The sequence below is a fragment of the Parapedobacter composti genome (genome assembly GCF_900112315.1).
Taxonomy (GTDB): Bacteria; Bacteroidota; Bacteroidia; order Sphingobacteriales; family Sphingobacteriaceae; genus Parapedobacter; species Parapedobacter composti.
The window spans coordinates 1-21,846 of record NZ_FOLL01000010.1 but is presented as its reverse complement, the minus strand read 5'-3'; the positions used below and the strand labels follow the sequence as shown (position 1 = coordinate 21,846).

18 protein-coding genes and 1 pseudogene are annotated in these 21,846 nt (G+C 41.2%); 1 reads left to right on the top strand and 18 read right to left on the bottom strand.

Annotated elements, in window-relative coordinates; all coding sequences use genetic code 11:
• The first annotated feature begins 49 nt into the window (after positions 1-49).
• Positions 50-1,207, top strand: a complete 1,158-nt coding sequence (locus BM030_RS11460) for a cytochrome-c peroxidase (RefSeq protein ID WP_244518872.1) — start codon at positions 50-52, stop codon at positions 1,205-1,207.
• A gap of 311 nt (positions 1,208-1,518) precedes the next feature.
• Here the strand turns inward: BM030_RS11460 and BM030_RS11455 are convergent, their stop codons facing one another.
• The 18 genes and pseudogenes from BM030_RS11455 to BM030_RS20195 form a co-directional block, all read right to left on the bottom strand.
• A complete protein-coding gene (locus BM030_RS11455) occupies positions 1,519-2,481 on the bottom strand; it encodes an MraY family glycosyltransferase (protein ID WP_090973745.1) in 963 nt (320 codons plus the stop codon).
• Between the two features lie 3 nt (positions 2,482-2,484).
• Positions 2,485-3,042, bottom strand: coding sequence for a PglD-related sugar-binding protein (locus BM030_RS11450; protein ID WP_090973744.1), 558 nt, complete (start codon positions 3,040-3,042; stop codon positions 2,485-2,487).
• Complete coding sequence (locus tag BM030_RS11445; protein WP_090973743.1) at positions 3,042-3,935, bottom strand: NAD-dependent epimerase/dehydratase family protein; 894 nt, start codon at positions 3,933-3,935, stop codon at positions 3,042-3,044. Before BM030_RS11445 ends, BM030_RS11450 begins: the two co-directional genes overlap by 1 nt.
• A complete protein-coding gene (locus BM030_RS11440; RefSeq protein ID WP_090973742.1) occupies positions 3,932-5,098 on the bottom strand; it encodes a glycosyltransferase family 4 protein in 1,167 nt (388 codons plus the stop codon). The genes BM030_RS11445 and BM030_RS11440 overlap by 4 nt, the downstream gene beginning before the upstream one ends.
• Positions 5,098-6,714: an alginate lyase family protein gene (locus BM030_RS11435; RefSeq protein ID WP_211657584.1), complete on the bottom strand. Its 1,617-nt coding sequence runs from the start codon at positions 6,712-6,714 to the stop codon at positions 5,098-5,100. Before BM030_RS11435 ends, BM030_RS11440 begins: the two co-directional genes overlap by 1 nt.
• Before the next feature lie 12 nt (positions 6,715-6,726).
• Positions 6,727-8,838, bottom strand: coding sequence for a bi-domain-containing oxidoreductase (locus BM030_RS11430; protein ID WP_090973740.1), 2,112 nt, complete (start codon positions 8,836-8,838; stop codon positions 6,727-6,729).
• A gap of 46 nt (positions 8,839-8,884) precedes the next feature.
• The gene (locus BM030_RS11425; protein WP_170845714.1) at positions 8,885-10,114 is read right to left on the bottom strand and encodes a glycosyl hydrolase family 28-related protein; all 1,230 of its coding nucleotides are present in this window, start codon (positions 10,112-10,114) and stop codon (positions 8,885-8,887) included.
• A gap of 168 nt (positions 10,115-10,282) precedes the next feature.
• On the bottom strand, positions 10,283-11,491 hold the full coding sequence (locus BM030_RS11420; RefSeq protein ID WP_090973738.1) for a glycosyltransferase: 1,209 nt from the start codon (positions 11,489-11,491) through the stop codon (positions 10,283-10,285).
• Between the two features lie 25 nt (positions 11,492-11,516).
• Positions 11,517-12,482, bottom strand: a complete 966-nt coding sequence (locus BM030_RS11415; protein ID WP_090973737.1) for a glycosyltransferase family 4 protein — start codon at positions 12,480-12,482, stop codon at positions 11,517-11,519.
• A 4-nt stretch (positions 12,483-12,486) separates the two neighbouring features.
• Positions 12,487-13,647 carry a polysaccharide pyruvyl transferase family protein gene (locus tag BM030_RS11410; protein WP_090973736.1) on the bottom strand — a complete coding sequence of 387 codons (1,161 nt, stop codon included), beginning with the start codon at positions 13,645-13,647 and terminating at the stop codon, positions 12,487-12,489.
• On the bottom strand, positions 13,644-14,855 hold the full coding sequence (locus tag BM030_RS11405) for an O-antigen polymerase (protein WP_170845713.1): 1,212 nt from the start codon (positions 14,853-14,855) through the stop codon (positions 13,644-13,646). Before BM030_RS11405 ends, BM030_RS11410 begins: the two co-directional genes overlap by 4 nt.
• A 195-nt stretch (positions 14,856-15,050) precedes the next feature.
• Positions 15,051-15,956 carry a glycosyltransferase family 2 protein gene (locus tag BM030_RS11400; RefSeq protein WP_090973734.1) on the bottom strand — a complete coding sequence of 302 codons (906 nt, stop codon included), beginning with the start codon at positions 15,954-15,956 and terminating at the stop codon, positions 15,051-15,053.
• On the bottom strand, positions 15,953-17,014 hold the full coding sequence (locus tag BM030_RS11395) for a polysaccharide pyruvyl transferase family protein (RefSeq protein ID WP_090973733.1): 1,062 nt from the start codon (positions 17,012-17,014) through the stop codon (positions 15,953-15,955). Before BM030_RS11395 ends, BM030_RS11400 begins: the two co-directional genes overlap by 4 nt.
• Before the next feature lie 29 nt (positions 17,015-17,043).
• Positions 17,044-18,324 carry an ATP-grasp domain-containing protein gene (locus BM030_RS11390; RefSeq protein WP_090973732.1) on the bottom strand — a complete coding sequence of 427 codons (1,281 nt, stop codon included), beginning with the start codon at positions 18,322-18,324 and terminating at the stop codon, positions 17,044-17,046.
• A 2-nt stretch (positions 18,325-18,326) separates the two neighbouring features.
• Positions 18,327-19,409, bottom strand: coding sequence for a DegT/DnrJ/EryC1/StrS family aminotransferase (locus tag BM030_RS11385; protein ID WP_090973731.1), 1,083 nt, complete (start codon positions 19,407-19,409; stop codon positions 18,327-18,329).
• Positions 19,406-20,851, bottom strand: a complete 1,446-nt coding sequence (locus tag BM030_RS11380) for a lipopolysaccharide biosynthesis protein (protein WP_090973730.1) — start codon at positions 20,849-20,851, stop codon at positions 19,406-19,408. The genes BM030_RS11385 and BM030_RS11380 overlap by 4 nt, the downstream gene beginning before the upstream one ends.
• A gap of 3 nt (positions 20,852-20,854) precedes the next feature.
• Complete coding sequence (gene rfbA, locus BM030_RS11375; protein WP_090973729.1) at positions 20,855-21,724, bottom strand: glucose-1-phosphate thymidylyltransferase RfbA; 870 nt, start codon at positions 21,722-21,724, stop codon at positions 20,855-20,857.
• 3 nt (positions 21,725-21,727) lie between these two features.
• Positions 21,728-21,846, bottom strand: a pseudogene (locus BM030_RS20195) (dTDP-glucose 4,6-dehydratase); the annotation flags it as partial.

Here is a 21,846-nt window from a genome sequence, read left to right as displayed (position 1 = left end):
CAAACTTTGCAAAGGTATAAAAAAAGAATACGCTACAAAATCCTTAGTTTTGTTTCCAAAATTTTTCGTTATGCGGTATTGTGTGTTTGTTGTACTCGGTATCATCTTTTCCTTACAGGCTGCTTTCCGCAGTGGCGACGCCACGGGCCGTTCGCTCACCGACAGCATAGCCACGCTGTACCGTAAGCCGTTGTCGGCATGGCCGCTGCCGGCGATAGATTCAGGGGTACAGTGGCAGGAATTTGCCGCCCTGCCCGGTGTGGACACGGCTTATTTTACGCTGATGGAGCAGCCGGATGTGGTATTGGGCAAGTACCTGTTTTTTGATCCCCTGCTTTCGGGCTCCAATCAGATCTCGTGCAGCAGTTGCCACAATCCCCAGACCTCCTGGGCCGACAAGCTGAACACGCCGATAGGCCACGACCACCAGACCGGGCGGCGCAACACGCTTTCGCTGCTCAACGTCAGCGAGCGGAAAACCCTGTTCTGGGACGGCCGCGCCACCACGCTGGAAGAACAGGCCCTCGCACCGATATCCGCCCATGACGAGATGGCGATGGACGCCCGGCAACTGCCCGCCAAGCTGCAGCAGTATCGCGGCTACCGGGAGCTCTTCCGCGCGGCCTATGGCAGCGACACCGTCACGTTCCACCGCATCACCGGCGCCCTGGCCGCCTTCCAGCGCACGCTCACCAGCCGCCGTAGCCGGTTCGACCGTTTCCTTGACGGCGAATACAACCGGCTCACCGATCAGGAGATTTACGGCATGCACCTGTTCCGCACCAAGGCCCGGTGCATGAACTGCCACCATGGACCCCATTTCACCGACGAAGATTTCCATAACATCGGACTTACCTATTACCAGCGGAAATACGAAGACCTGGGGCGCTACCTCGTTACCGGCAATCCGGACGACGTCGGCAAATTCCGGACCCCTTCGCTGCGTGATGTGATGAACACCAACCCGTGGATGCACAACGGCCTGTTTGACAACATCACCGGCGTACTCAATCTATACAACAGCGGCATGCAGATGAATTCCGCGACGCCCGAGCAGAAAGCCGCAGACCCGCTTTATCCCGTTACCGATCCGCTGATGAAAAAGCTGGACTTATCGAAAGCAGAGATCCAGGCACTGGAAGCATTTCTGGAATCAATCACCGCCACCCAGTACAAGATGCGGCGACCCGAGACGCTGCCGCGTTAGCGTTTTAACGGTCTGGAAGCCTTGTCGGCCGGTTCCCGCTATCGGCTTGCCCGCCCTTTAGTGCCTGTTTAAGTCAACCCTCAAAGAAATCCATATCAAAACTAATACTGATATAGGCCTTTAACAATAGAAAAACGTTATTTTAATGTATTTTCATCGTATTTAATACGATGAAAATACGATAAATTTACGATGAAAATACGATGAAACGTTAGCCAGGTGTTAGGTTACTATCGGCTTTCTATAGGGTTATTATGGAGACGTTCTACCATGGAGGTTAAACCGCAGGATAATACGACGCCTACGGGCATTCAGCGCACAAACTTCCGGATGAGATAGCGTTTTACTACCACATATACCAATCCGAGTCCGCCCAGTATCCCGGCCGCAAACCAGAGCTGCGTGGCTACAGGAGCATCCGCCAGGCGGACAACCATCCAGCCGATAAGCACCTGCAATACACCGTAAGCGGCCGATACACCCAGCCGGTTTACCCGCGCCTCGTTGGCCAGGTATTGGTAGAGATGGCTCCGGTGCGCCTCAAAAATATTTTCCCGTTTCAGCAACCGATGGACAATGGTCAGCACGCTATCCACCCCATATACCGCAAAAAACAGGATGAAGATGACGTTGCCGGAGGCGAAAATCAGGCTAAGTGTGGCAAAAAGCAGGATAAAACACATGCTCACGCTTCCCACATCGCCGGCAAAACATTTAGCGCGCTGGCGGAAGTTAAAGAACGCGAACACGCCATTCGCGATGGCCGTGCAATACAGCAGGCGGTCGTCTATAAACCCCCACTGCCGGTTGGCCAGCCAGAGGGAGAGCAACACCGCAAAGCTGTAGCTGACCGTGATGCCATTGATGCCGTCCATAAAGTTATAGGCATTGATGGTGCCGATGATGATAATGAGTGCGGCGGGCAGCACATACCACGGCAGCTCAAAAGCCCCCAGTTGGTAAACCATCAACAGCACCGACACGAGGTGCACGGTCAGGCGCAAGCGGTTAGACAGCGTAAACACGTCATCCAGGAAGCTAATCACCGTAATGGCGGTGAGGCCCGCGAAAAACCACGGATAGGCAAAGCCCGACCAACAGAACCAAGCCAGCGCTCCGAGGTAGAAAACCACGCCGCCGCCGCGGATAGTGATGATGGTATGGCTGCTGCGCTGATTGGGTTTATCGATGATGTTGTACCGGTCGGCAATGCGGAAGTAGAGGAACATCGCTGCAACAAGCAAAACAGCAATGACTATATAAGGAAGTAGCATAAGTTATTTTTCAATGATTTGTCCAGCACGAATTTCTGTATGCGGAGCCACTTTCGCAAACCGCATAATCACCACATTCGGGTTTACGATGGCACCATGCCCCACCACGGCATCAAAGCCCACGTACACGCCGGGATAGGTCGTCACAAAATCTTCCACTGTCGCGTCATGGTCAACGGTCGCGTTCGCGTTGATTATCACATGGCGCCCTACTTTGGCGCCTGACTGCACTACCGCTCCAGCCAGCACCACCGCACCCTCGCCGATGATCGCATCGCTCGCCACCGAAGCCAACGGATGGATGAAGGTACCGAAGCGGTGGCTTACCCGTTCAGCGAGGCGTTCGCGGACATCCGGCTTGCCGATGCCGAGCAGCAACGGTATATCCGGAAAACGTTCCGAAACATAAGCCAATACCGGTATGCCATCAATTTCTTTCGGCTGGTCGCCATCGTTAAAGAACGCATGGACCACTCCAGGGCCAAATTGCTTACGGATGCCGTCCAACAACACCCGCGCATGGCCACCGGCACCGTAGATGAGGAAGTGTTCGCTATCCATCAAAAGTTCCTTATTGTTGTCAGTAGACCCTCCCGTGCAGACACCGGCATGTTATCAATTTTCAGGGCCGCTTTTATTTTAACATTATTTACCACATAGCTTTCCGTGAGCTTTTTGAGCCGTTCACTGTTCAGCGGCAGCCTCAGCGCGTCCCCTAATATAGCAGCTCCTTTGATGAGACCAGGCGGTATCCTCCACAGCGCGGCGTTGCTGCCGCGAGCTTCACCGATAAGCTTAATCAATTCATTGGTAGAAAGCGCCTCATCGTCAGCCAGGTTATACGTTCCCCCCGGAATATCCGGGTTTTTGAGCAACCATTTAATCACAAACTGCAGGTTGGCTATCGACAAGAACGAGCGCCGGTTATCGAAGGCAGCCAGCGGGTAGGGGATGCCTTTGCTCACCACCTGATAGAGCAAGTTCAGGTTGCCCTTATTCCCGGGGCCATGAATCATGCACGGCCGCAGGATAAACAACCGTTTTCCGGTAGGCAGCGGTAAGCTGTTGAGGTACTGCTCTGCCGCCCATTTGGATTGGCCGTAGGGTGTTTGGGGGTTAGGCTTAACCGACTCGTCCAGTACGCCCACCACCGTATCGGCAGCGGCTTTTACACTGCTGAAGTAAATAAAATCGCGGGCCTCGCTTTGCAGGAAACGGTCAAACAGCTGTTTCGTTAATTCGGTGTTCACGGCAAAATACTCCTGCGCTGCACTTGTATTCTTGGTGTCATGGGCTTTACCGGCAAGGTGGATGATGGCATCGTAATGCGGGGGAAGCTGGGCCTGCCAGTCGCCCCGGAGTGAAATAGGCAGCACGTCAAAGCCTTTTTCCGTCAGAAAAGGCTGGAGATTCTGGCCGACGAAGCCAGAGGAGCCAGTTAACAGAATTTTCATAAGTATTCCCTTATAGAAGCCGCCATCTTTTCGTTAACCGATTCCCGCTTAAAATTGTTCAGGAAGTCTGTCCTCACTATATTTTCATATTTGTACTTTTCTAATTGGCTAACCATACTATCCACATCACCAGGAAGAAACAAGATGCGATTAGGGATATTCTTATCGATAAATTCGTTTGCGAAACCTGCGACACCTGCAATGATTGGTTTATCGTAAGCCCCTAATTCAAAGATTTTTGAAGGTAATACTTTCTTGAACGCGTCGTAGTCGTTGAGGTGTAGAAACAAGAAGTCAGCTTCACGGTAGATTTCCAATAATTCAGCACGTTTTACAGGTTGGCGCAGCTCCACGTTGTTCACTTGAAGTCGGTCAATAGCTGTTATGAGCTTACCTTTAGCCCCACCGTCACCGATAATTAAAAACCTGTACCTATCCCCCAATCGCTTCGCTGCTTTGGGTACGATGATATGAAGCCCCTGACCTTCGCCAATATTTCCGGCATACACAATGGTTTTGGAGGTGTTTCGGCTAGGCGTAGATATCGGCAGATTTAAGAATTCAGGATCGATTCCATTGGGAAACTCAGAGTAAATTGGTCTCGTATACCTCCTGAAATACGGCTTAAACCCTCCACTGATCAGATTAATGTGTTTCGCATAATTGAATACCCTTCGTTCGATCTGATTTAGTACCGGCAAAACTGCCGCTTTAACGACTGTACTCTTCAGCACATCCTTCATCGTATCGGTAAAAATATCCCGGATGTCTAAATATAAAGGTATACGCTGTTTTTTAGCAATGGTATAACCGAGGTAAGCGGTAAATAAACGAGAAGAAGAAGCGACCACCAAATCATATTTCTTTCCGTCGATCAGTCGCTTGGTTTCCGAAAAATATCGCGTAAACGATTTAATCTGATCTCGCATTCCACTTTGATGCTTGGGGATGGCGATCCGATTTATCTTGTAATTACCACGGTCTTCGTATTGAGGAGCATCGGCAGCAAACGTACTGTAGCGATTGGGTAATGTCGTAATAACATCAATTTCTGCCTCACTGCCCACCTGCTCAGCAAGTTCTTTAACTAAGGGCGAATTGCGAAACGACCCCGCACAGAGGTCGGGCTCGAAATAAAATGTAAGGTATAGTATGCGCTTCATCAGTTGCTTGTTTCGAATGAAATAGTAGTTTTAAGCTCATTTTTAAAGGAGACTATAAGCTTTTTGCCACTCAGGTATCGATTGTAACCGTTCGCCATATAATAATTTTGAATTACTACTTCTACGCCCGGCTTAAACGTAACCGTTATACCGTTAGACAATACGACGTTTTGGCTGCTATCTATTCTTGTCCTAATTCCAGGATAAATATGCAAATGAAATTCCTTAGAAAGTTGGTCATTGCCTGATACTTCGTCAACTATTTCAATCCTATTTTTATCAAAATTGAAGGTTCGTTTGTGTGTTACGCCCAATTTCCGGTATCCATTATGTTTCCCGCAAATACGGTTTTCCCTATCTTCAACAATTTTTACTATCGCCCGCTCGGCAACTCGGAAACCGCCCCACACATTTGACTGATTCCGTTTGTCAACTACCACGGTATTATGTGCTTCAGTCGAACGCTCACGCTCTCGTACGTCACCAACTTGATAGGTTGATGTACCCTGTTCTACAAAAAGTGGTTGGCCCTTGTAATAAAGAACAAAGCTGAGGGCATCTGCGTGAGCATGTCCCGGCTGATAACTGGGCCCTAATTGTGCACAATCAATTTTACACTCGTAATTGCCCATCATGACACTTCGATACCCTGATTCACCTAGCCGAAGCCCACTCTCACGAATAGAAAGCTCGTCTGCATAGGTCATCAGCCAATGTGTCGCGTAGGCAATCCCGCTCGCACTGTCGTTAAAATGGGGAATATCTCCATTTTGAAAGCTGATATTTTTTAACCAAGCTCTCATGGCAATTGCTTTGGCCTTCAGGAAATCTTCAAACTCCAGCTCCTTGTCTTTCCATTTGGAATACCAATCGATCAGTTCAAGCAATCGGAAAAAAATGATTTGATGATACATCGGGCTAAGCTCGAAATGTGCTCCATCCGCTAATACCTGTTCTTCCAGTTCTGCTTTTAAAATTTTCTTGCCGGTCTTTACCCAATTCGTTTTGGAAAAAAAGCCCCCACCCATCAGCAGCGCGAAGGCGTTTTCTAATAGGTGATTCCCCAATAAATGGTATTCCAGCCGTTGGGACAGAAAATTCAGTTCCGCGTAAACATTTTTTTCGAGATCCGGTCTATTTACATCGCTTAAGGAAAGCCAACGGATCATGTTTATGGATCGCAAGGATACTGGATAGGGCTCTAACGGAAGTCTTCCGTCAGACAACCAAGCATATAGCTCGGTTACCAGTTGTTCTTTCTCTTTATCATCAGGAGCTTCTTGGAGCAAATAATTCGCGTATTGCAGGTTGTAATTCCATAGCTTACCGTTCTTCTGAAAATTCCAATTTACCCCACCTTCGAATGTTACGTCAATGTTCAGAAAACTAAATTTCCCTTTGCCCTGCCAAGACACAACCATAGGTGGGTAGTACATAAATCGAAGTGGCTGGATATTAATATTTGAAGAAATATATCCATACATTTTCAATGGGCCCGGTTTGATCAATCGGTATTTGACTTGATAGATTATCTGCCTTACCTTAAGGTGCCTTACAGTTTGAAAAAGCAGGTCAAATTTTTTAAGCATAATTTCGAAATGCCTATTCTTAATCACATAAATAATTGATTAAATACTAACCCAACAACGGGCTTTCAAACTCTCAATAGCCGCAAAAGAGGCCTTCGTTGTATTAATGAGTTCGTCAAGCGGAATTAATGGATCTCCACCACGTTGAACACGCTGTATTAGCCGAGCAAATTGATTTTTATGCCCTTTATCCAATTGTGTCTTCAATTTGGAAAAGTTTCTAAAGCCATAGCCCTTGGTCCTCCGGAAGTTATCCATAATCAGCGTGCGTTCTTGGGAATAGACCTCTACACGTTCTTTGGAATATGCTTTGGAGCCGTTGGCAAAATAGTTAACAACTCCAGTACTACCGTTTTCATAACGCAACAGGATGGAGGCATTATCCGTTGACTCATCCGGATTAACCCCCATTGCGTTCATACAAACTGCCTTAACTCTGCTTCCAGTCAAATATGTAATCAAATCGATAAAATGGCATGCTTCCCCAATGATACGGCCTCCCCCCACTTTCAGATCATGTACCCAAACGTTAGGAGCGATAAAACCTGCGTTCATAGTGGCGATTACATTCATTGGCGCATCGCCCACCAAACTTTTCATCTTCTCAGCATGAGGCGAAAAGCGTCTATTAAATCCTACGGATATAGTTTTGCCTGATGCCTGTTGAGCAGCCACAACTGCATCCAGCTCTTCATTATTGAGCGCCAGCGGCTTCTCAACAAAAACATGCTTACCAGCATTCAATGTTTCAATGACCATTTGCGCATGTTGATTATGACGAGTAGTAATCAACACTAAGTCCACTTCTTGGTCATTCAATATTGCCGTATAGTCAGTGGTTGAATGTGAAAAACCATGTTTCTGGGCTAGAGCTGTGCCGCTAACTCCCCCTTGACTCGCTATATATTTGAACTGAGCACCACTTCCCTTTAATGCAGGAAGCATGGTCATCTTGGTAAAGTTTCCTGCCCCGATAATGCCGATAATCCCTTTGGACGCAGAGAAGGAAGGCGTTCCAATTTCGACCGTGTGTGTCGGCGCTTCGCTACTATCTTTATATGTTAAAATTGAAGCTATTGATTTGCTTGATCCAATATTACCATAGATATTGAGGTAATTATCCAATGGTACCAGTTCCGTTATCAGTTCTTTGACTTGCAACTTACCTGAGCGAATTGCTTGGAGTACGGCCTCAAAATTCCTTTTCTCGGTCCAGCGTACGAAAGGTAACGGATAATCTATTCCTTTCTGTTCGTAATTATCATCGTACCGACCCGGTCCATATGAGCAGGAAACCTGGAATGTCAATTCCTTTTCGTAGAACTCTGCTCTGCTCAATTCTAAGCCAATCACCCCGACAAGAATAATGCGTCCCCTTTTTCGCGACATACGTGCCGCTTGGGATATGACTTCATTGTTCTTCGTCGACGCAGTAATAACTACCCCGTCAGTGCCTATGCCATTTGTTTCTCCCTCCACAAATTTTACCACATCACCGCTTTTTGGATTGAAGGGGATTACACCCCATTGTTTGGCTAGCGACAATTTATGGTCATCAATATCCACGCCGATTACACGGCATCCATTAGCAGTCAAAAGCTGAGCAGTAATTAATCCAATGAGTCCTAAACCTATCACTACGACCGTCTCTCCCAATGTGGGGTTTAGTAGGCGGATACCTTGAAGTCCAATAGATCCTATGACCGTAAAAGTCGCTTCCTCGTCCGAAACTTCTTCGGGTATCGGCGCAACTAAGTTTTTGGGTACACAAACGAATTCTGCATGATGTCCATTCGAAGCAACCCGATCACCCACCTTGAATTCACTGACGCCATCGCCAATAGCAACTACTCTCCCTACATTACAATAACCTAATGGTAAAGGCTCGCCCAGTTTATTGAACACAGCTTCCAGCGTGGGCATTAACCCCTCGGTTTTGATTTTATCTAATACTTGCTTAACCTTGTCTGGCTGCTGTCGTGCTTTTTGAATAAGGTTTGATTTACCAAACTCAACGAGCATGCGTTCGGTCCCCAGTGATACTAAGCTGCGGGTAGTTTGAATCAATACCGCTCCCCTTCTAACTTGGGGAGCTGGTACTTCTTCTAATATCGTTTCTCCTGTTTTGAAGGATTGGATGATTTGTTTCATATAGTCGGTTGAGATACTTAATTATTTTATCTGATTTATTCTTTCTTTACGGAATATCCATAATGTCAATTTCATTATTTTGACTTTGAGGATGAACTTGTATTAGCAGGCCAAAATTGCTTGCTTCTATTCTTTTTACTACGTGATGATGTCCTGCTCTAATTTTCAGCATTGTTCCTACTTCTTTATTACTATCAAGGTCTATACGCCAATTTAACACTTGATTTCGTTTTCCACCATTGATTCGATTTATGACAGAGCTCTTAAAAACCTTCGGCAAAAAAATGTGTACATTTTTTATAACATTTTCTTGCCCGTCTATCGATATTGCGTGTACACTTCCTGTAGCGCTTTTATGTATAAACAAACTATCGATTGTATTATTATAACTGCCTAATTTACCTCGTTGGAAATAAAAACTATAGTTGGGAGACGTGTCTAATATTGAACGAATTTTTTGCAAAGTATTATTTTTACAATCAATAATGGAAACTATACCGCTACAACTTTCGGCATTTAAGTTATATATAAATGAGTTGTTCAACATTCGAAATTGAAATGCCGCGCCCGAGTTAATATTATTTGCGTAGCAATTTTTAATTATTGCCCTCTCAGTTTTCCCGCCAACATAAACCAAATGAGAAGGGTGCAGTTTTTGGGATTGTTCACAGGTTCCGTAAATATTTTCTATTTCTAAATCTATTTGTCCTGTAATTAGAACGCCAAAATCCACTTTATTAACATTGATGTCTCTAACTATGTTATTCTTGGCTAGGGTTTGGAAGCTATTTGTATTGTCTAAATTATAGTTAGTTAAAAATACTCCACAAACGAATCCCTCAATATTGACATTATTTATTGCTGAATTGTGTCCATTCAAATACACACCCGCGCAATATGAACTTTTGTTATTCCCACGATAGCCCCCTGAAATATTTAATCTATTACCTTCATACTTAATCAGAAGGTTTTCGATTAAGCAAGAATCTTCATTATAGATTTCGAAAGCGGGCATTCCCCAAGTAGTTTGTATTATTTTGGAACCAGTATCACTTTCTCCTTTAATGGAAGTGCTTGATTTCAATAATAGCGGTTTCTTGATCAGGTAATGATTTTTCGAAATAGGAAAGAAAACAATTTTTCCCTGTGCCCTATTTAGAATGTGTTGGATTGAATCGGTATCATCAGTAATTCCATCTCCAACCACGCCATAGTCTTTGACATTTATTACTTCCACCTTAGATATAGACAACGCATTAGCATTGAAGTTCGACATTGCTACACACCCGTATAGTGTTAAGGCTAAAATTTTAGTGGTTTTTCGATAGATTATTCTTCTGCTACTATTAGCGCACTTTATCATTATTCCGTAATTCGTTTTTTCTCGGTAATATGGCTCCAAGTCCTGTTTGTTTATTTTTAAAAAGCATTTATTGACAATCTTTTATGTCGCCGGCTTTGAAAGTGACTGGATACCGAAAAGGAACTTTTCAAAATTCTGTTGATTTTCGTTAGAAAAATATACTTCTGCATATTCAAAGGCTTGATTGCGATAGGGCAAATACGAAAAGCTACTTAAAGATGCAGCATATTTAAGAACTTCAAAGGCCCTGGCGTTTTCATTTAAACTGAATATCCAGCCACAGCCCTTTTGTTCAAGGTCTTCCCACGGAGTTTGGTCGCTTATTAAAACGGGACAACCGAATGCAAGAGATTCGATAATTACATGGCCAAAATTCTCGCCATTAGTAGGGAAGTAAAAAATATCATTAGAAGTGAATACTCGCCAAATATCTCTATTATCAACCGCCCCCCAGTAGTTGATTTTGACATTTGGCGCCGCTTTCATAATTAAGTTTTGGCAAAGATCCCAATAATTTTTATCTTCAGGAGGGCCGTATATGTTAAGTGTTATGTCTTGCTGCAGGTTGTTAAACATCAATACTGTTTCTATGGCGTAATGCAAGTTTTTTTTAGGAACGATGCGAGAAATAAAGCATATTTTCAACGAATTCTCTCTTTTTTTTGCAAATTGGTCTACCAATTTTTCGAAAGGGATAAGCTTCATTGTTTTGATATTGCTTGCTATAAAATAGCTTTTGCGCTCTACCCAATCAACGGTCTTATAAAAGAACTTTCTTTCTTGTTCATTGGTGAAATGAAAGCAGACGTTTTCTAACAGATTTAACTTTCTTATAATAAATAAGACAATCGACTTCTTTTTACGCTTTAAATTAAGTGCCCCGGGTGAAAATTCTCCTCTTGGCGCTAACAGTACCTTATATCCAATTTTTTGGGTTAGAGTAGTCTTTGATATTAGCAACACGAATAGCGTAAACCATGGATTAAAAAAACTGTTTAAATAAATAACATTAGGTTTGATTTCAATAATCCACTTATAGATGGCTAAACATTTATTGAATATTCCCGGTTTAACATAGATTACGTCGTAGCCATTTATGGGATTACGCGCATTAGTTCGGATATTTGGGTAAGCTGACTCACTTAAGGTGTCTCTATCGTTTGTAATAACTGTAACGATATAATCTTTGGAAAGGAGATCCGCAAGGCAAGAGATGGATTGAACTGGCCCGCCGGACTTGAATCCCGGTAAGTACGAGTTGACAGTTATTAATATCTTTGGTTTTCCCATTTGACAAATTAGTTAAGGAAGAACTTTAAAGCTGTTTATACAGGTCGTTGTATCGCTTAGAAATTTGTTGAGGGCTAAACCTTTCTAGATTTTGGAAACCTTTAGCCACCAGTTCATCCCTGTAGATATCATCTTGTATTATTTTTAGAAATCCCGCTCTGATACTTTCTATGTCAAAGGGGTTCACATAGCATGCCGCATCACCAGCGATTTCTGGCATCGAACAGACATTGCTCGTTATTACGACCCGGCCAGCTTTATGAGCTTCTAAAATAGGCATCCCGAAACCCTCATAAATAGATGGGAAGCTAACGATATCACATTTTTTATAAGCCTCAACTATTTCGTCGAAACTTACATCAAAAGAGCTTTCGTATTCGATGTTGTGTGCTTGTAGCTCACGCAGTAGATCGACGGAGAGCCTGCCAATAATTAATAATTTGCAAGGTATTCCCTCTAGTGATTTTATAACCCTAAATAAGTTTTTATTTGTTTTTGTGCCGACATGAAGAATAACCGGCTTTTCTTTGTCGAAACCCTTAGCTTTGAACTCGATTAGCTCATTATAGGGATTGTGAATAACTACGATTTTATGCCGTGAGAAAGGCACTAATTTTATCAATTGCTTTTTAGTAAATTCTGATATTACTGTAATTTTTTTTACAATTAAACAAGGAATCCAAAACCATATTAACTTTTTAATCAATTTTGTAGCTAAATTACCGTCTTTTAAAGTCGATTCAATATCATGAATTGTTAAAACAGTTCGTTTGCCTGTAGCCAATGCTATATAATGAACGTCTCCAGAGATGTGATTGACATATCCCTTTTTTCGATATGCAAAACGGAGATTGGACAATATGCTAGTTCCTTTTTTTGGCATCTCATATATTTTTTCTACACATAGATATGATTTTAGCGACGAGAAAACTTCCTCTATACTGTTTTTCCCTTTTTCCTTTTTTCTATTGAACAATATTACTTGACTCATGCTCTTACTTTATTCGAATCCATAAACTATTTATAGTGCTCGCTAGAAAATGATATAAATCATATATTGTTAAAGCAAAACGAACGCTTAAATTAATTTTTATATAACCTTGCATTGGAGGTATTTGGAAGTCGTTATTATTCATTAATTCTGGGATTTGGATAAATGGATAGCTTGCCAAGCTAACTAATTGAGAAAACCTAAAACTATCATGATTATACTTTTGATATAAGCTACTTACTTTTGGTGCATATACAATTGGTACAACAGGAATACCAATTTTCTGCCAAATGATATTTGCATGGAACCTACTGGCAATAGCAAATGTCACAGTAGTTAGATTCTCGTAGAATAATTTATGGTCCATTTCTCCATATACGTATAATTCACATTTTATATCGCGAAGATTGTTTATTTCATTAATCAGGATCTCGGCATACTCTTTCTCTTCAGGACTCTGGTTTTGATGTTCGAAAACAAAGAATTTTATCTTTCCGATTGATTCTTGACTGACTAATCTTACTATATATTCTGTTAAAGAGTGTAAATTTATATCGGGCCACTTCCTAATACTGCACCCTAAAATTTTTTCATTTGTCGCGACGTAGCTATCTTTATTAAAAAATGCCGGAAGGGGAGACCCTTCAACAATGTCCGTGCTTAAGTGGATAGGTGACTTTACGCCAATTGATCGCAACAAATTTAACGAATCAACATCGCGGACTTGTATTGTTAACTTTGGCGAGTTTAAGATTATTTTTAAATATATTTTATTAAGCCGGAACTTTAATGGACCGACACCGATTCCCATTAAAGCCACTCGCTTTTTAGCATACTTAATATATCTAAGATATTTATGTACTGTAAAGCTGTAGTGAGTATCCTGTAACAGCCCTCCACCTCCTATAACGAGTAAGTCCACATCTTTTAAGAAAGCTTTGATTGAACGCAATCGTACGAAGAAGTTAGAAAAACTCCTCTTATTTGGCCGTTTAAATATTTCAATTTTTGTCCCCTTAATGTCATAATGAACCGGACATTCTCCGGTTAAAATACCGATGATGCTAGGGTTGAATCGATCGACTAATTGTTTAACTAGTATTTGCGATATCAAGTCGTCTCCTAAGTTCGCTGAACCAGGCATTCCAACAATAAAAATCTTCATCGTTTAGAAGTAATCAATATGTAAATTAAATATATTGTAATAAAAGATTGTAATAGGCCAACAAATAGCATCCAAGGCTCCTGAGGTAATAGAACCAGTTTCGGCAGTAAAATTAGATAAATAGGGACATATTTGGGAATAAACAGATACCTAACAAAAATTGCTTGTACACATCCGATTAATAAAAATCCGAATATGACAGACCAAACCCCCCCCGCCAAATATAATATGCCTTGGAAAGTCGCCCCTATGTTGTTATCCTCGGTAGAACCATAGACATTCAATGAAAACCACCTGCCAAAAGTTACTTCTGGCTTATTTGGATTAATAAATCTAGGAATAAAAGCATTAACTGGACTTGTAATTACATACTCCCATAGATTGCTCACTGCTGGTGGTAAGTGCCCATGATAGTTGACAGCTAGAACTAAAGGAGGAATATATGTCACTCTATATAGCATATCCATTGCGGCTGACGATACAGAGCTAAGTTGTGTTTCGTTCGAAAGAGCAGAATTGTAGCTAATGTTTGCCTTTGATTCTCGAAGCATCTCTCTCACTGGCCCAATAATAATAAAAGACGATAAAAATATCAAACCTCCTATAACAAGCTTTTTACTGAAAATTATTCCAGTCATGTAATAGTGAATTAGGATTATGTAGATAAAAGGTAGTGCAATTTGATACTTTGAACCCGCAAGAACGCCTAATAAGGCCAGACTCCCTATTAAAATTACAAGATAACGGTCTACTTGTTTATTAAGTCTTACAAAATTGTGGGCGTAGTATAATAGTAAAACAAGGAAAGCTCCTCGCTGAAACAAACTTATAAAGTTAGAAAAAGATCCAACGCTGTCTTCATCTTTTGCATACCCAACGAACCCTGAGGATACGCCGTAAAGATATAGTGAAACGCAAAAAAACACTAGAAAATTTGCTCGCTGTTTTAACAATTTTCTTCCTTCAGACGGGGTTTCGAGAGGACGGGTTTTATGAAAGATCTTTTTACTAAAAAGGAGATACGAAAACCAAAGTGTTGATATTGATATTGACGTTATAAAGAAAGCGTTATTTAGGTTTTCGTCGTCGAAAAGTCTATGACTAAATCTTGGAAAGAAAAGAGTTCCGCTCCAGATAAGTAAACCACCTAACCAAATGAATATGAACATTGTAAATGTAAACAGCACAGGTGGTAGTAACCATGCCATCTTGACGCGTCTTACAAAGAAAAGGTAAATTAAAAGAAAATGTAGCGCCGTAAGTACGAGCGAAACCTCAAAGGGAACGAGTTCTGAAGCGTTCGAGAATAATAAAGCAAAAGCCAATACGCTTATCGCGTGAAACAACATGTTCTCTTTATTTAATTTGTAATTTGTGACTTCTATTTCATAAAAGGAATGATTTTAAAAACCAATTTTATGTTTAATATAAAGCAAAGGAAACTTTAAATGCATGATGTTCCACCCATAAGCAAAACTTGTTTTAAACATTTTTAAGAAGCCTTTGTGCCTTCTTTTCAATAGCTGTAGAGTGAAGCCTAGACATTTTCTTATGAATTTTTGAATTAGTATTTTTCTAACTTTCGGCATTTTGATATATTCTATCATACTATTGATGCCATAAAGACTCATCTCCATTCGTTTCACAAGCTCTTCTCCACTCCATATTCCTCCTCTATGAACCCTGTACACTCCCATGGAGACATTAAACTGTTTTACTAACCCAAATTGGGCGATATAAACAAACAAAAAATTAGTGAATTGTCCATTAAGAGCGATTTTAGACTCTTCGTTATTTATAATTGCTCGTCTAAAAACAACGGAGAGAGTAATAAAGTCAATTTGTTTTGCTAAATCATAAATGGATAAAACTTCTTTATATCTTTTGTGATTTTTTATCAACTTTCCATCTATTAATTTATCATGTTTATGTGCGCATAAAACGAAGTTATCATGAGTTTCTAGAAAGTCAACTTGTTTCTGAAGCTTTAATGGATCGGTCCAATAGTCGTCCCCCTCACATAGAGCAATATATTTTCCCTTGGCTCTAGGGAAATTATATTTCAGATTCATACCTCTGACCCCCTTCGAATATTGATTTTCTTTTTGTATTATCGGTTTAATAATTGCAGGATACATCTGCTGATATTCATCGATAATCTGGGCAGTATTATCACTGGATGCGTCGTCGTATATCAATATCTCAAACGGGAACGTTGTTCTTTGCATCACAAAGCTCTCTAAGCACTGTCGAATAAACTCTTCGTGATTATATGTTATGCAGCATATGCTAACCAATGGCTCTTTCATTTAACAATATTTACTATTTTTTTAAATGCATCATCGGTAACTTCTAATAGGCTTTGGTTAATGATTTTGTAATTTTCTCTCAATTGCTCGTGTTTAGCCTCCAATTTAGAAATTGTTGCCAATAAAGTATTTGTAAAATCCTCATCGTTAACCTTAACGTTGTAAGCCACTAAATTTAACTCTTTCATCAAGCCCCCGTGTTTGGGATGGTTCTCTAACGCGATAACGGGAGTATTAAAACAAATAGGTACAATCTGCCCATGCCCACGCATTGCGATAGCAAATTCCGCATATTTATAGAATGCAACAGCCTGATCCGCGTGATCGAATGCATAACGTCCAAAATCCCATACAGACGCATTGGAAATCCCGTCAGCGATCTCCTTACTAAGAGCTACGTCAGCCAATACGTGTGGTGCAAAAATCACTTTATAGTCTTTAGCTAATTTTTGAGTGACGGTCCGCATGGCTTTGACAAACGATTTAATAGCTTCTTCGCTACCAAATCGACTCAGCGGTTTGTCATTCGCAACTTGAATCAGTACGTAAGGGGCCTTTTCTCTCCGCTCATATTCGGTATTAATATCTACATGGAAACCGGGGTCTGGTACCACTGGCGCTTCAATGCCGGTTTGCTTTAAAATTCTTCCGGCGCTACCATCATTACGGACGGAAAAGTGACGTGCATATTTGATGGTTTCTTTTAAATGTATAATTCCTCTCTCTGGAATACCCCCTTCCTCTTCCCAATAGTTGTAGCCTACGCCATAGACGATAAATGGAATTTTAATGGTTTTTATTAGCTCTTTATCAATCAGCCAAAACCATCCATTTGGCCAATGTTTACCATGAATAATTCCACCGCCACCAATCACTAATAGGTCATAACGCTTGTTGACTACCTCATTGATATAGTATTCATTGAATTCCCTTCCCTGAATATTGGTGTCACCAATTAAATCAACTTTCAAATATTTCCTTAACAAATTCTTTAAACCAAAGCCCAGGGCATAATCTCCAATATTGTAATTTAAGCAATAAGAGTGTAGTATACGCATAATTTTTATGATTTATTTTTAAATTTAATTTATTCAAAAAGGCATTCTATAGTATCCGGTGAGAATACGGGTATACCAAGATATTTATACACTGATCTGCGTTCGGCATGCGAATCATCGATGAAAATGGCGTCATTAGTATCTATATACTTATATTTGTCATCCTCTTTTGTCAGGTGAATAATTCGGTCAAACAAATCGGCAAGCCGATATATGGATAATGTTTCGTTTATGTCTTTTTCATGTTTAGTGATCAAAACAATTCTTTTGCCAGCATTTCGAAATTGAAAAATTAGTTTGACCATGTCCGCATTTACTTTGTTTCCTAGCAATAGACAGTCATCAAAGTCAAAGTAGGCAACACTAAAGTCAATTGATGTTCTGTATTTATTGTCCAAGGCCCTATCCATTTCGATGTCGTACGTGTTAGAGAACACCTCGACATCGTAATTGAAAGTGTCGAAAACACTTAACAACGCAAAGTTTATTCCCAAATTGCGGTACAATGAAGAAGACCCCCCCAATCTAGATGCCACCTCCAAAAGAAAAAAATTGCCAAGATGGTCCTCTTTAATCTGAAAAAACCAAGCACCTCGCGGATTCAGCCGCTGGTTGATTGATGAAGCGATAGCCTGAAATTCTGAGCGCCTTTCTTTATACGGGTATGTATGCACACTTATACCATTCATTGTCCTGCTGCGGACTCGGGGTCCGACGAATCGGAGCTCTCCGTGCCTATCGCTAAAGCAATCCACGGTATACTCTGGCCCAGGCAGGTAATCCATAATAATAGATGTTGGATATTGCTTTAAATGAAGTATCGCTTCTTCAACATTGTGTACAATCCGTGCACCACGAGATCCATATCCAATATCCGGTTTCATAAATATTGGGAACTTTGAGACTTGGTCTATTGCGTCGTATATTTTTGCTATTGGAGCGTAGTCTTTCAAAGCTGCATAAGTCTTTGTTTTCGATAGACAAATCTCGGTAGTTTCTCGAGAAGAGGCAATTACCTTACATCCTAACATTTCTTCATGCTTGGTCAATATAGTGATTACGGAATCCATTGCAGGATATATTGCGTCAATAGTATTCTCTTTAACTATTTTTGCTAAAGCAGGGACAAAGTCTGGTGAGTTCACGAATGGGACGTTATCTATATAGCGTTCGAACACGAAACGACCATGATCAGAAACGCTGTTCGCTCCAATTAAATTGACGTGTGTGGAATACTTCAGAGAACGGTAAATCTCTAATGCTATTTCTGAGCCACATGGAAAAATCAATATGTTTAATTTAGATTTCATCTTTAATTATTCTGAACACGTAATAACAGGCGACAAATCAAATCTACTTCTTCTACGGTTAAATCGTAGTATAAAGGCAAGCATAGTATCCGAGAGGAAACATCGTCTGTAATCGGCAAATTCTTTGATTTTAAATAAGGTAATGTTTTAGCTAGTGAAGGATAAAAATATCTTCGGGTCCCGATCTCATTGCGTTGTAACAGTGTAATGCAATCCATCATAAGCTCTTGCCGCTCAAATATTAGTGGGTAATATGCATAGTTAAGTGTAGCCGCCTCGTGCCATGTGGGTTTAACTGCTTTCAAGTCTTCGAGATTTTGATCATATCTTTCTGTAAGAGTTTTACGCTTACTATGTATGGCCTCGATATAGTTTAGATTAGCAAGTCCCATGGCAGCATGGAACTCTGAATTTTTACCATTAATACCTAGTTCGACAAAAGCCTCGGGGCCATTAAATCCAAAATTACGCATAAAAGCAAGCTTTTTTAGAAGGTTCGCTTCTTTAGTTATGATTAACCCGCCTTCAATGGAATGATAGAGTTTTGTAGCATGTAAGCTACATATTGATATATCTCCATATTCGAATATAGATTTTCCATTAACAACTACCCCGAACGCGTGGGCGGCGTCATAGATTATTTTTAGTTTGTGCTCTTTTGCAATTGCTGTAATACGCTCAATATCACATGGATTACCATATACATGAGTTGCTAAAATGGCCGTCGTCCTTTTTGTAATTGCAGCCTCGATTTTGGAGGCATCGATATTTAAAGACTGAGGATCGATATCTACGAACACCGGTTGACAGCCTTCCCAAACGATACTGCTGGTTGTGGCGATAAAGCTAAAAGGGGTAGTTATGATTTCACCCTTCAACTCCAGTGCTTTTATAGCTAATTGTAATGCTACCGTTCCATTAGTTACGAAAAGTAGGTGATTGACTCTCAGCCAGCGTTTTAAGGAAATTTCTAACTCGCTAGACAACGGTCCCATGTTAGTAAGCCATTGGCGTTTCCATACGCCTTCAAGCAATGCTTGGTATTCAGGCAGTGGGGGTAAGAAAGGTTTTGTAACAGGTATCATCGTTTTAAGATAAAATTTTTGAAATCTCGAACCGCTGCTATTCCAAAGAGATAGCTTGTCAAGAAATATAAACATAAATAAACGAATCCAACGATCGATATTACTAAATAGTCAGGTAAACTTAACTGATGTACTATGTTCTCATTGATCCAGCCGATTCCGCAGCCTATGGTAGCCGCAATTATGAAAATAGGAGCTATGTCTAGTAATTGCGTAAGTGTATTATAGGCGATTAAGCGGCCGCTGTAATAGGTGTTAATGAAAAAGGACAATATAGAACTGACGATTTGAAAGTATATTAATCCGAATATCCCAAACGGAATCGCGCAAATTACGCCAATGACTACAATGATCTTTTTTATAATTTCCAAGCGCAAGAACAAATCACTTCGTCCTTTGATATTTAAAATATTCAAATTATAAGCATGGATGGGGTAAAGTAATCCCGCTAAGCAAAGTAGCTGAAAGTATGGCGCGGCAGGCAGCCATTTGTCAGTGAGTAAAAGGCGAAATAATGGTTCTGCCACTATAACCAAAATTGCCATTACAGGAGCTAGCCAAAACAACACTTGCTTCATCAGTATACTGTATGCTGATCTTAGTTTGGCGTCGTCATCTTGGATAGATGCAAACATTGGATAGGTTACTTTGTTGAGCGCTGTGGCCAAGTTTTGGATAGGAAACATTCGCAAGGTATCTGCCCGATTATAAAATCCTAATTGTGCAGCGGAGTAATAGCGCCCAATAACGATATTATATACATTGTTAAAAAGTGTATTAAGTAGGCTGGACAATGTCAGTTTATACCCGAAATTTAAATGCGCTTTTAACTTTTCGAGGCTAAATATTAACGAGGGATGCCAATCTGATCTTAGCCAAAGCTGAAGGGAGGAAACGCTAGTCTGCATTAAAGCCATCCATACTAAAGCCCAAACCCCCAATCCTTTATAGGCCATAATAATCCCACCAATACCGGCTATGATAACCGACGGTATTTGTACAGTCATCTGTAGCCTAAATTGCATTTCCTTTGTAAGTTTCGTTTGCTGAACTTGCGAGAAAGCACGGATGATAAATGTTGTAGTATAAAGTCTGATTACGTCGGTGAGAATTGGTTGTTTGAAAAATTTGGCAATCAGAGGCGCACAAAAAAAGACAATAAGATAAATACCGATACTGGCTGATAGATTCATGAAAAACACAGTGGAATAGTCTGCCTGATCTGCGTCCTTGGTACGGATTAAGGAAGAAGTCAGCCCATTGTCCACTAAGGTATTGCCAATAGCTATAAAAACAGAAAGCATTGCGATAATGCCAAAATCTTCTGGTACAAGTAATCGGGCAAGTATAAGTTGCACCACGAAGTTAATAGCCTGCACAGAAAACTGCTGGGTAAATGTCCAGAATAAGCCGGATACGGTTTTCTTCCTCAAACTACTCATCTGCTATTTGACAATACCTTTCAAATATTCGTAATAACTGCTCTTTTTATCATTTACAAGCGCCTGGACGTAGTCGCTGGACAGCCAACCTTTTCGCCATGCAATTTCTTCTAAACAGGATATTTTTAAGCCTTGTCGTTTTTCAATGGCATGAACAAACTGCGTGGCCTCACTTAATGCTTCGTGTGTGCCCGTGTCTAGCCAAGCAAACCCTCGCCCCAACACCTGAATGGATAGCTTCTGCCGTTGAAGGTACACTTGATTTACACTTGTAATTTCTAATTCTCCCCGGGCAGAGGGTTTGATTGTCTTAGTTACTTGAATAACATCGTTTGGATAAAAATATAAGCCAACCACTGCATAATTCGATTTCGGATTTTCGGGTTTTTCTTCAATAGAAATTACGTTTTTATTTTTATCAAACTCTGCTACGCCGTATCGGTGGGGGTCCCTGACATAGTATCCAAATACTGTAGCTTTCCGTTCATCAGTAACAGTTTGTACGGCCGAAGAAAGATAGCCTGACAAACCGTGCCCATAAAACAGGTTATCGCCTAATATTAGACAAACATCATTGTCTCCTATGAACTCTTCACCGATAATAAACGCTTGTGCCAAACCATCTGGAGAAGGTTGTTCCGCATATTGTAAGTTTACACCGAACCGGCTTCCGGTTCCTAATAATTTTCGAAACAGATGTAAGTCATGCGGTGTAGAAATAATTAAGATATCACGAATATTCGCTAGCATTAGCGTAGATAGCGGATAATAGATCATAGGCTTATCGTGCACCGGCAACAGTTGTTTAGAAACCACTTGTGTGAGTGGATGCAGTCTTGTCCCCGAACCTCCTGCTAGTACGATTCCTTTCATAAGTTATTGTGTTCCATATTGTTTTGTGTAGTACTGCTGATAGTGCCCTGAAGTGACATCCTGCAGCCACTCTTCATTGGCAAGATACCAGTCCACCGTCCTCTCCAACCCTTCCTCAAATT

What these genes read in the sequence shown, in the direction of transcription:
- BM030_RS11425 (WP_170845714.1), bottom strand. Translation starts at nt 10,114, where the DNA reads ATGTCGAACTTCAATGCTAATGCGTTGTCTATATCTAAGGTGGAAGTA.
- BM030_RS11380 (WP_090973730.1), bottom strand. Translation starts at nt 20,851, where the DNA reads ATGAGTAGTTTGAGGAAGAAAACCGTATCCGGCTTATTCTGGACATTT.
- BM030_RS11410 (WP_090973736.1), bottom strand. Translation starts at nt 13,647, where the DNA reads ATGAAGATTTTTATTGTTGGAATGCCTGGTTCAGCGAACTTAGGAGAC.
- BM030_RS11420 (WP_090973738.1), bottom strand. Translation starts at nt 11,491, where the DNA reads ATGGGAAAACCAAAGATATTAATAACTGTCAACTCGTACTTACCGGGA.
- BM030_RS11385 (WP_090973731.1), bottom strand. Translation starts at nt 19,409, where the DNA reads ATGATACCTGTTACAAAACCTTTCTTACCCCCACTGCCTGAATACCAA.
- BM030_RS11390 (WP_090973732.1), bottom strand. Translation starts at nt 18,324, where the DNA reads ATGAAATCTAAATTAAACATATTGATTTTTCCATGTGGCTCAGAAATA.
- BM030_RS11450 (WP_090973744.1), bottom strand. Translation starts at nt 3,042, where the DNA reads ATGGATAGCGAACACTTCCTCATCTACGGTGCCGGTGGCCATGCGCGG.
- BM030_RS11395 (WP_090973733.1), bottom strand. Translation starts at nt 17,014, where the DNA reads ATGCGTATACTACACTCTTATTGCTTAAATTACAATATTGGAGATTAT.
- BM030_RS11405 (WP_170845713.1), bottom strand. Translation starts at nt 14,855, where the DNA reads ATGGCATGGTTACTACCACCTGTGCTGTTTACATTTACAATGTTCATA.
- BM030_RS11445 (WP_090973743.1), bottom strand. Translation starts at nt 3,935, where the DNA reads ATGAAAATTCTGTTAACTGGCTCCTCTGGCTTCGTCGGCCAGAATCTC.
- BM030_RS11440 (WP_090973742.1), bottom strand. Translation starts at nt 5,098, where the DNA reads ATGAAGCGCATACTATACCTTACATTTTATTTCGAGCCCGACCTCTGT.
- BM030_RS11400 (WP_090973734.1), bottom strand. Translation starts at nt 15,956, where the DNA reads ATGAAAGAGCCATTGGTTAGCATATGCTGCATAACATATAATCACGAA.
- BM030_RS11415 (WP_090973737.1), bottom strand. Translation starts at nt 12,482, where the DNA reads ATGAGTCAAGTAATATTGTTCAATAGAAAAAAGGAAAAAGGGAAAAAC.
- BM030_RS11455 (WP_090973745.1), bottom strand. Translation starts at nt 2,481, where the DNA reads ATGCTACTTCCTTATATAGTCATTGCTGTTTTGCTTGTTGCAGCGATG.
- BM030_RS11430 (WP_090973740.1), bottom strand. Translation starts at nt 8,838, where the DNA reads ATGAAACAAATCATCCAATCCTTCAAAACAGGAGAAACGATATTAGAA.
- rfbA (WP_090973729.1), bottom strand. Translation starts at nt 21,724, where the DNA reads ATGAAAGGAATCGTACTAGCAGGAGGTTCGGGGACAAGACTGCATCCA.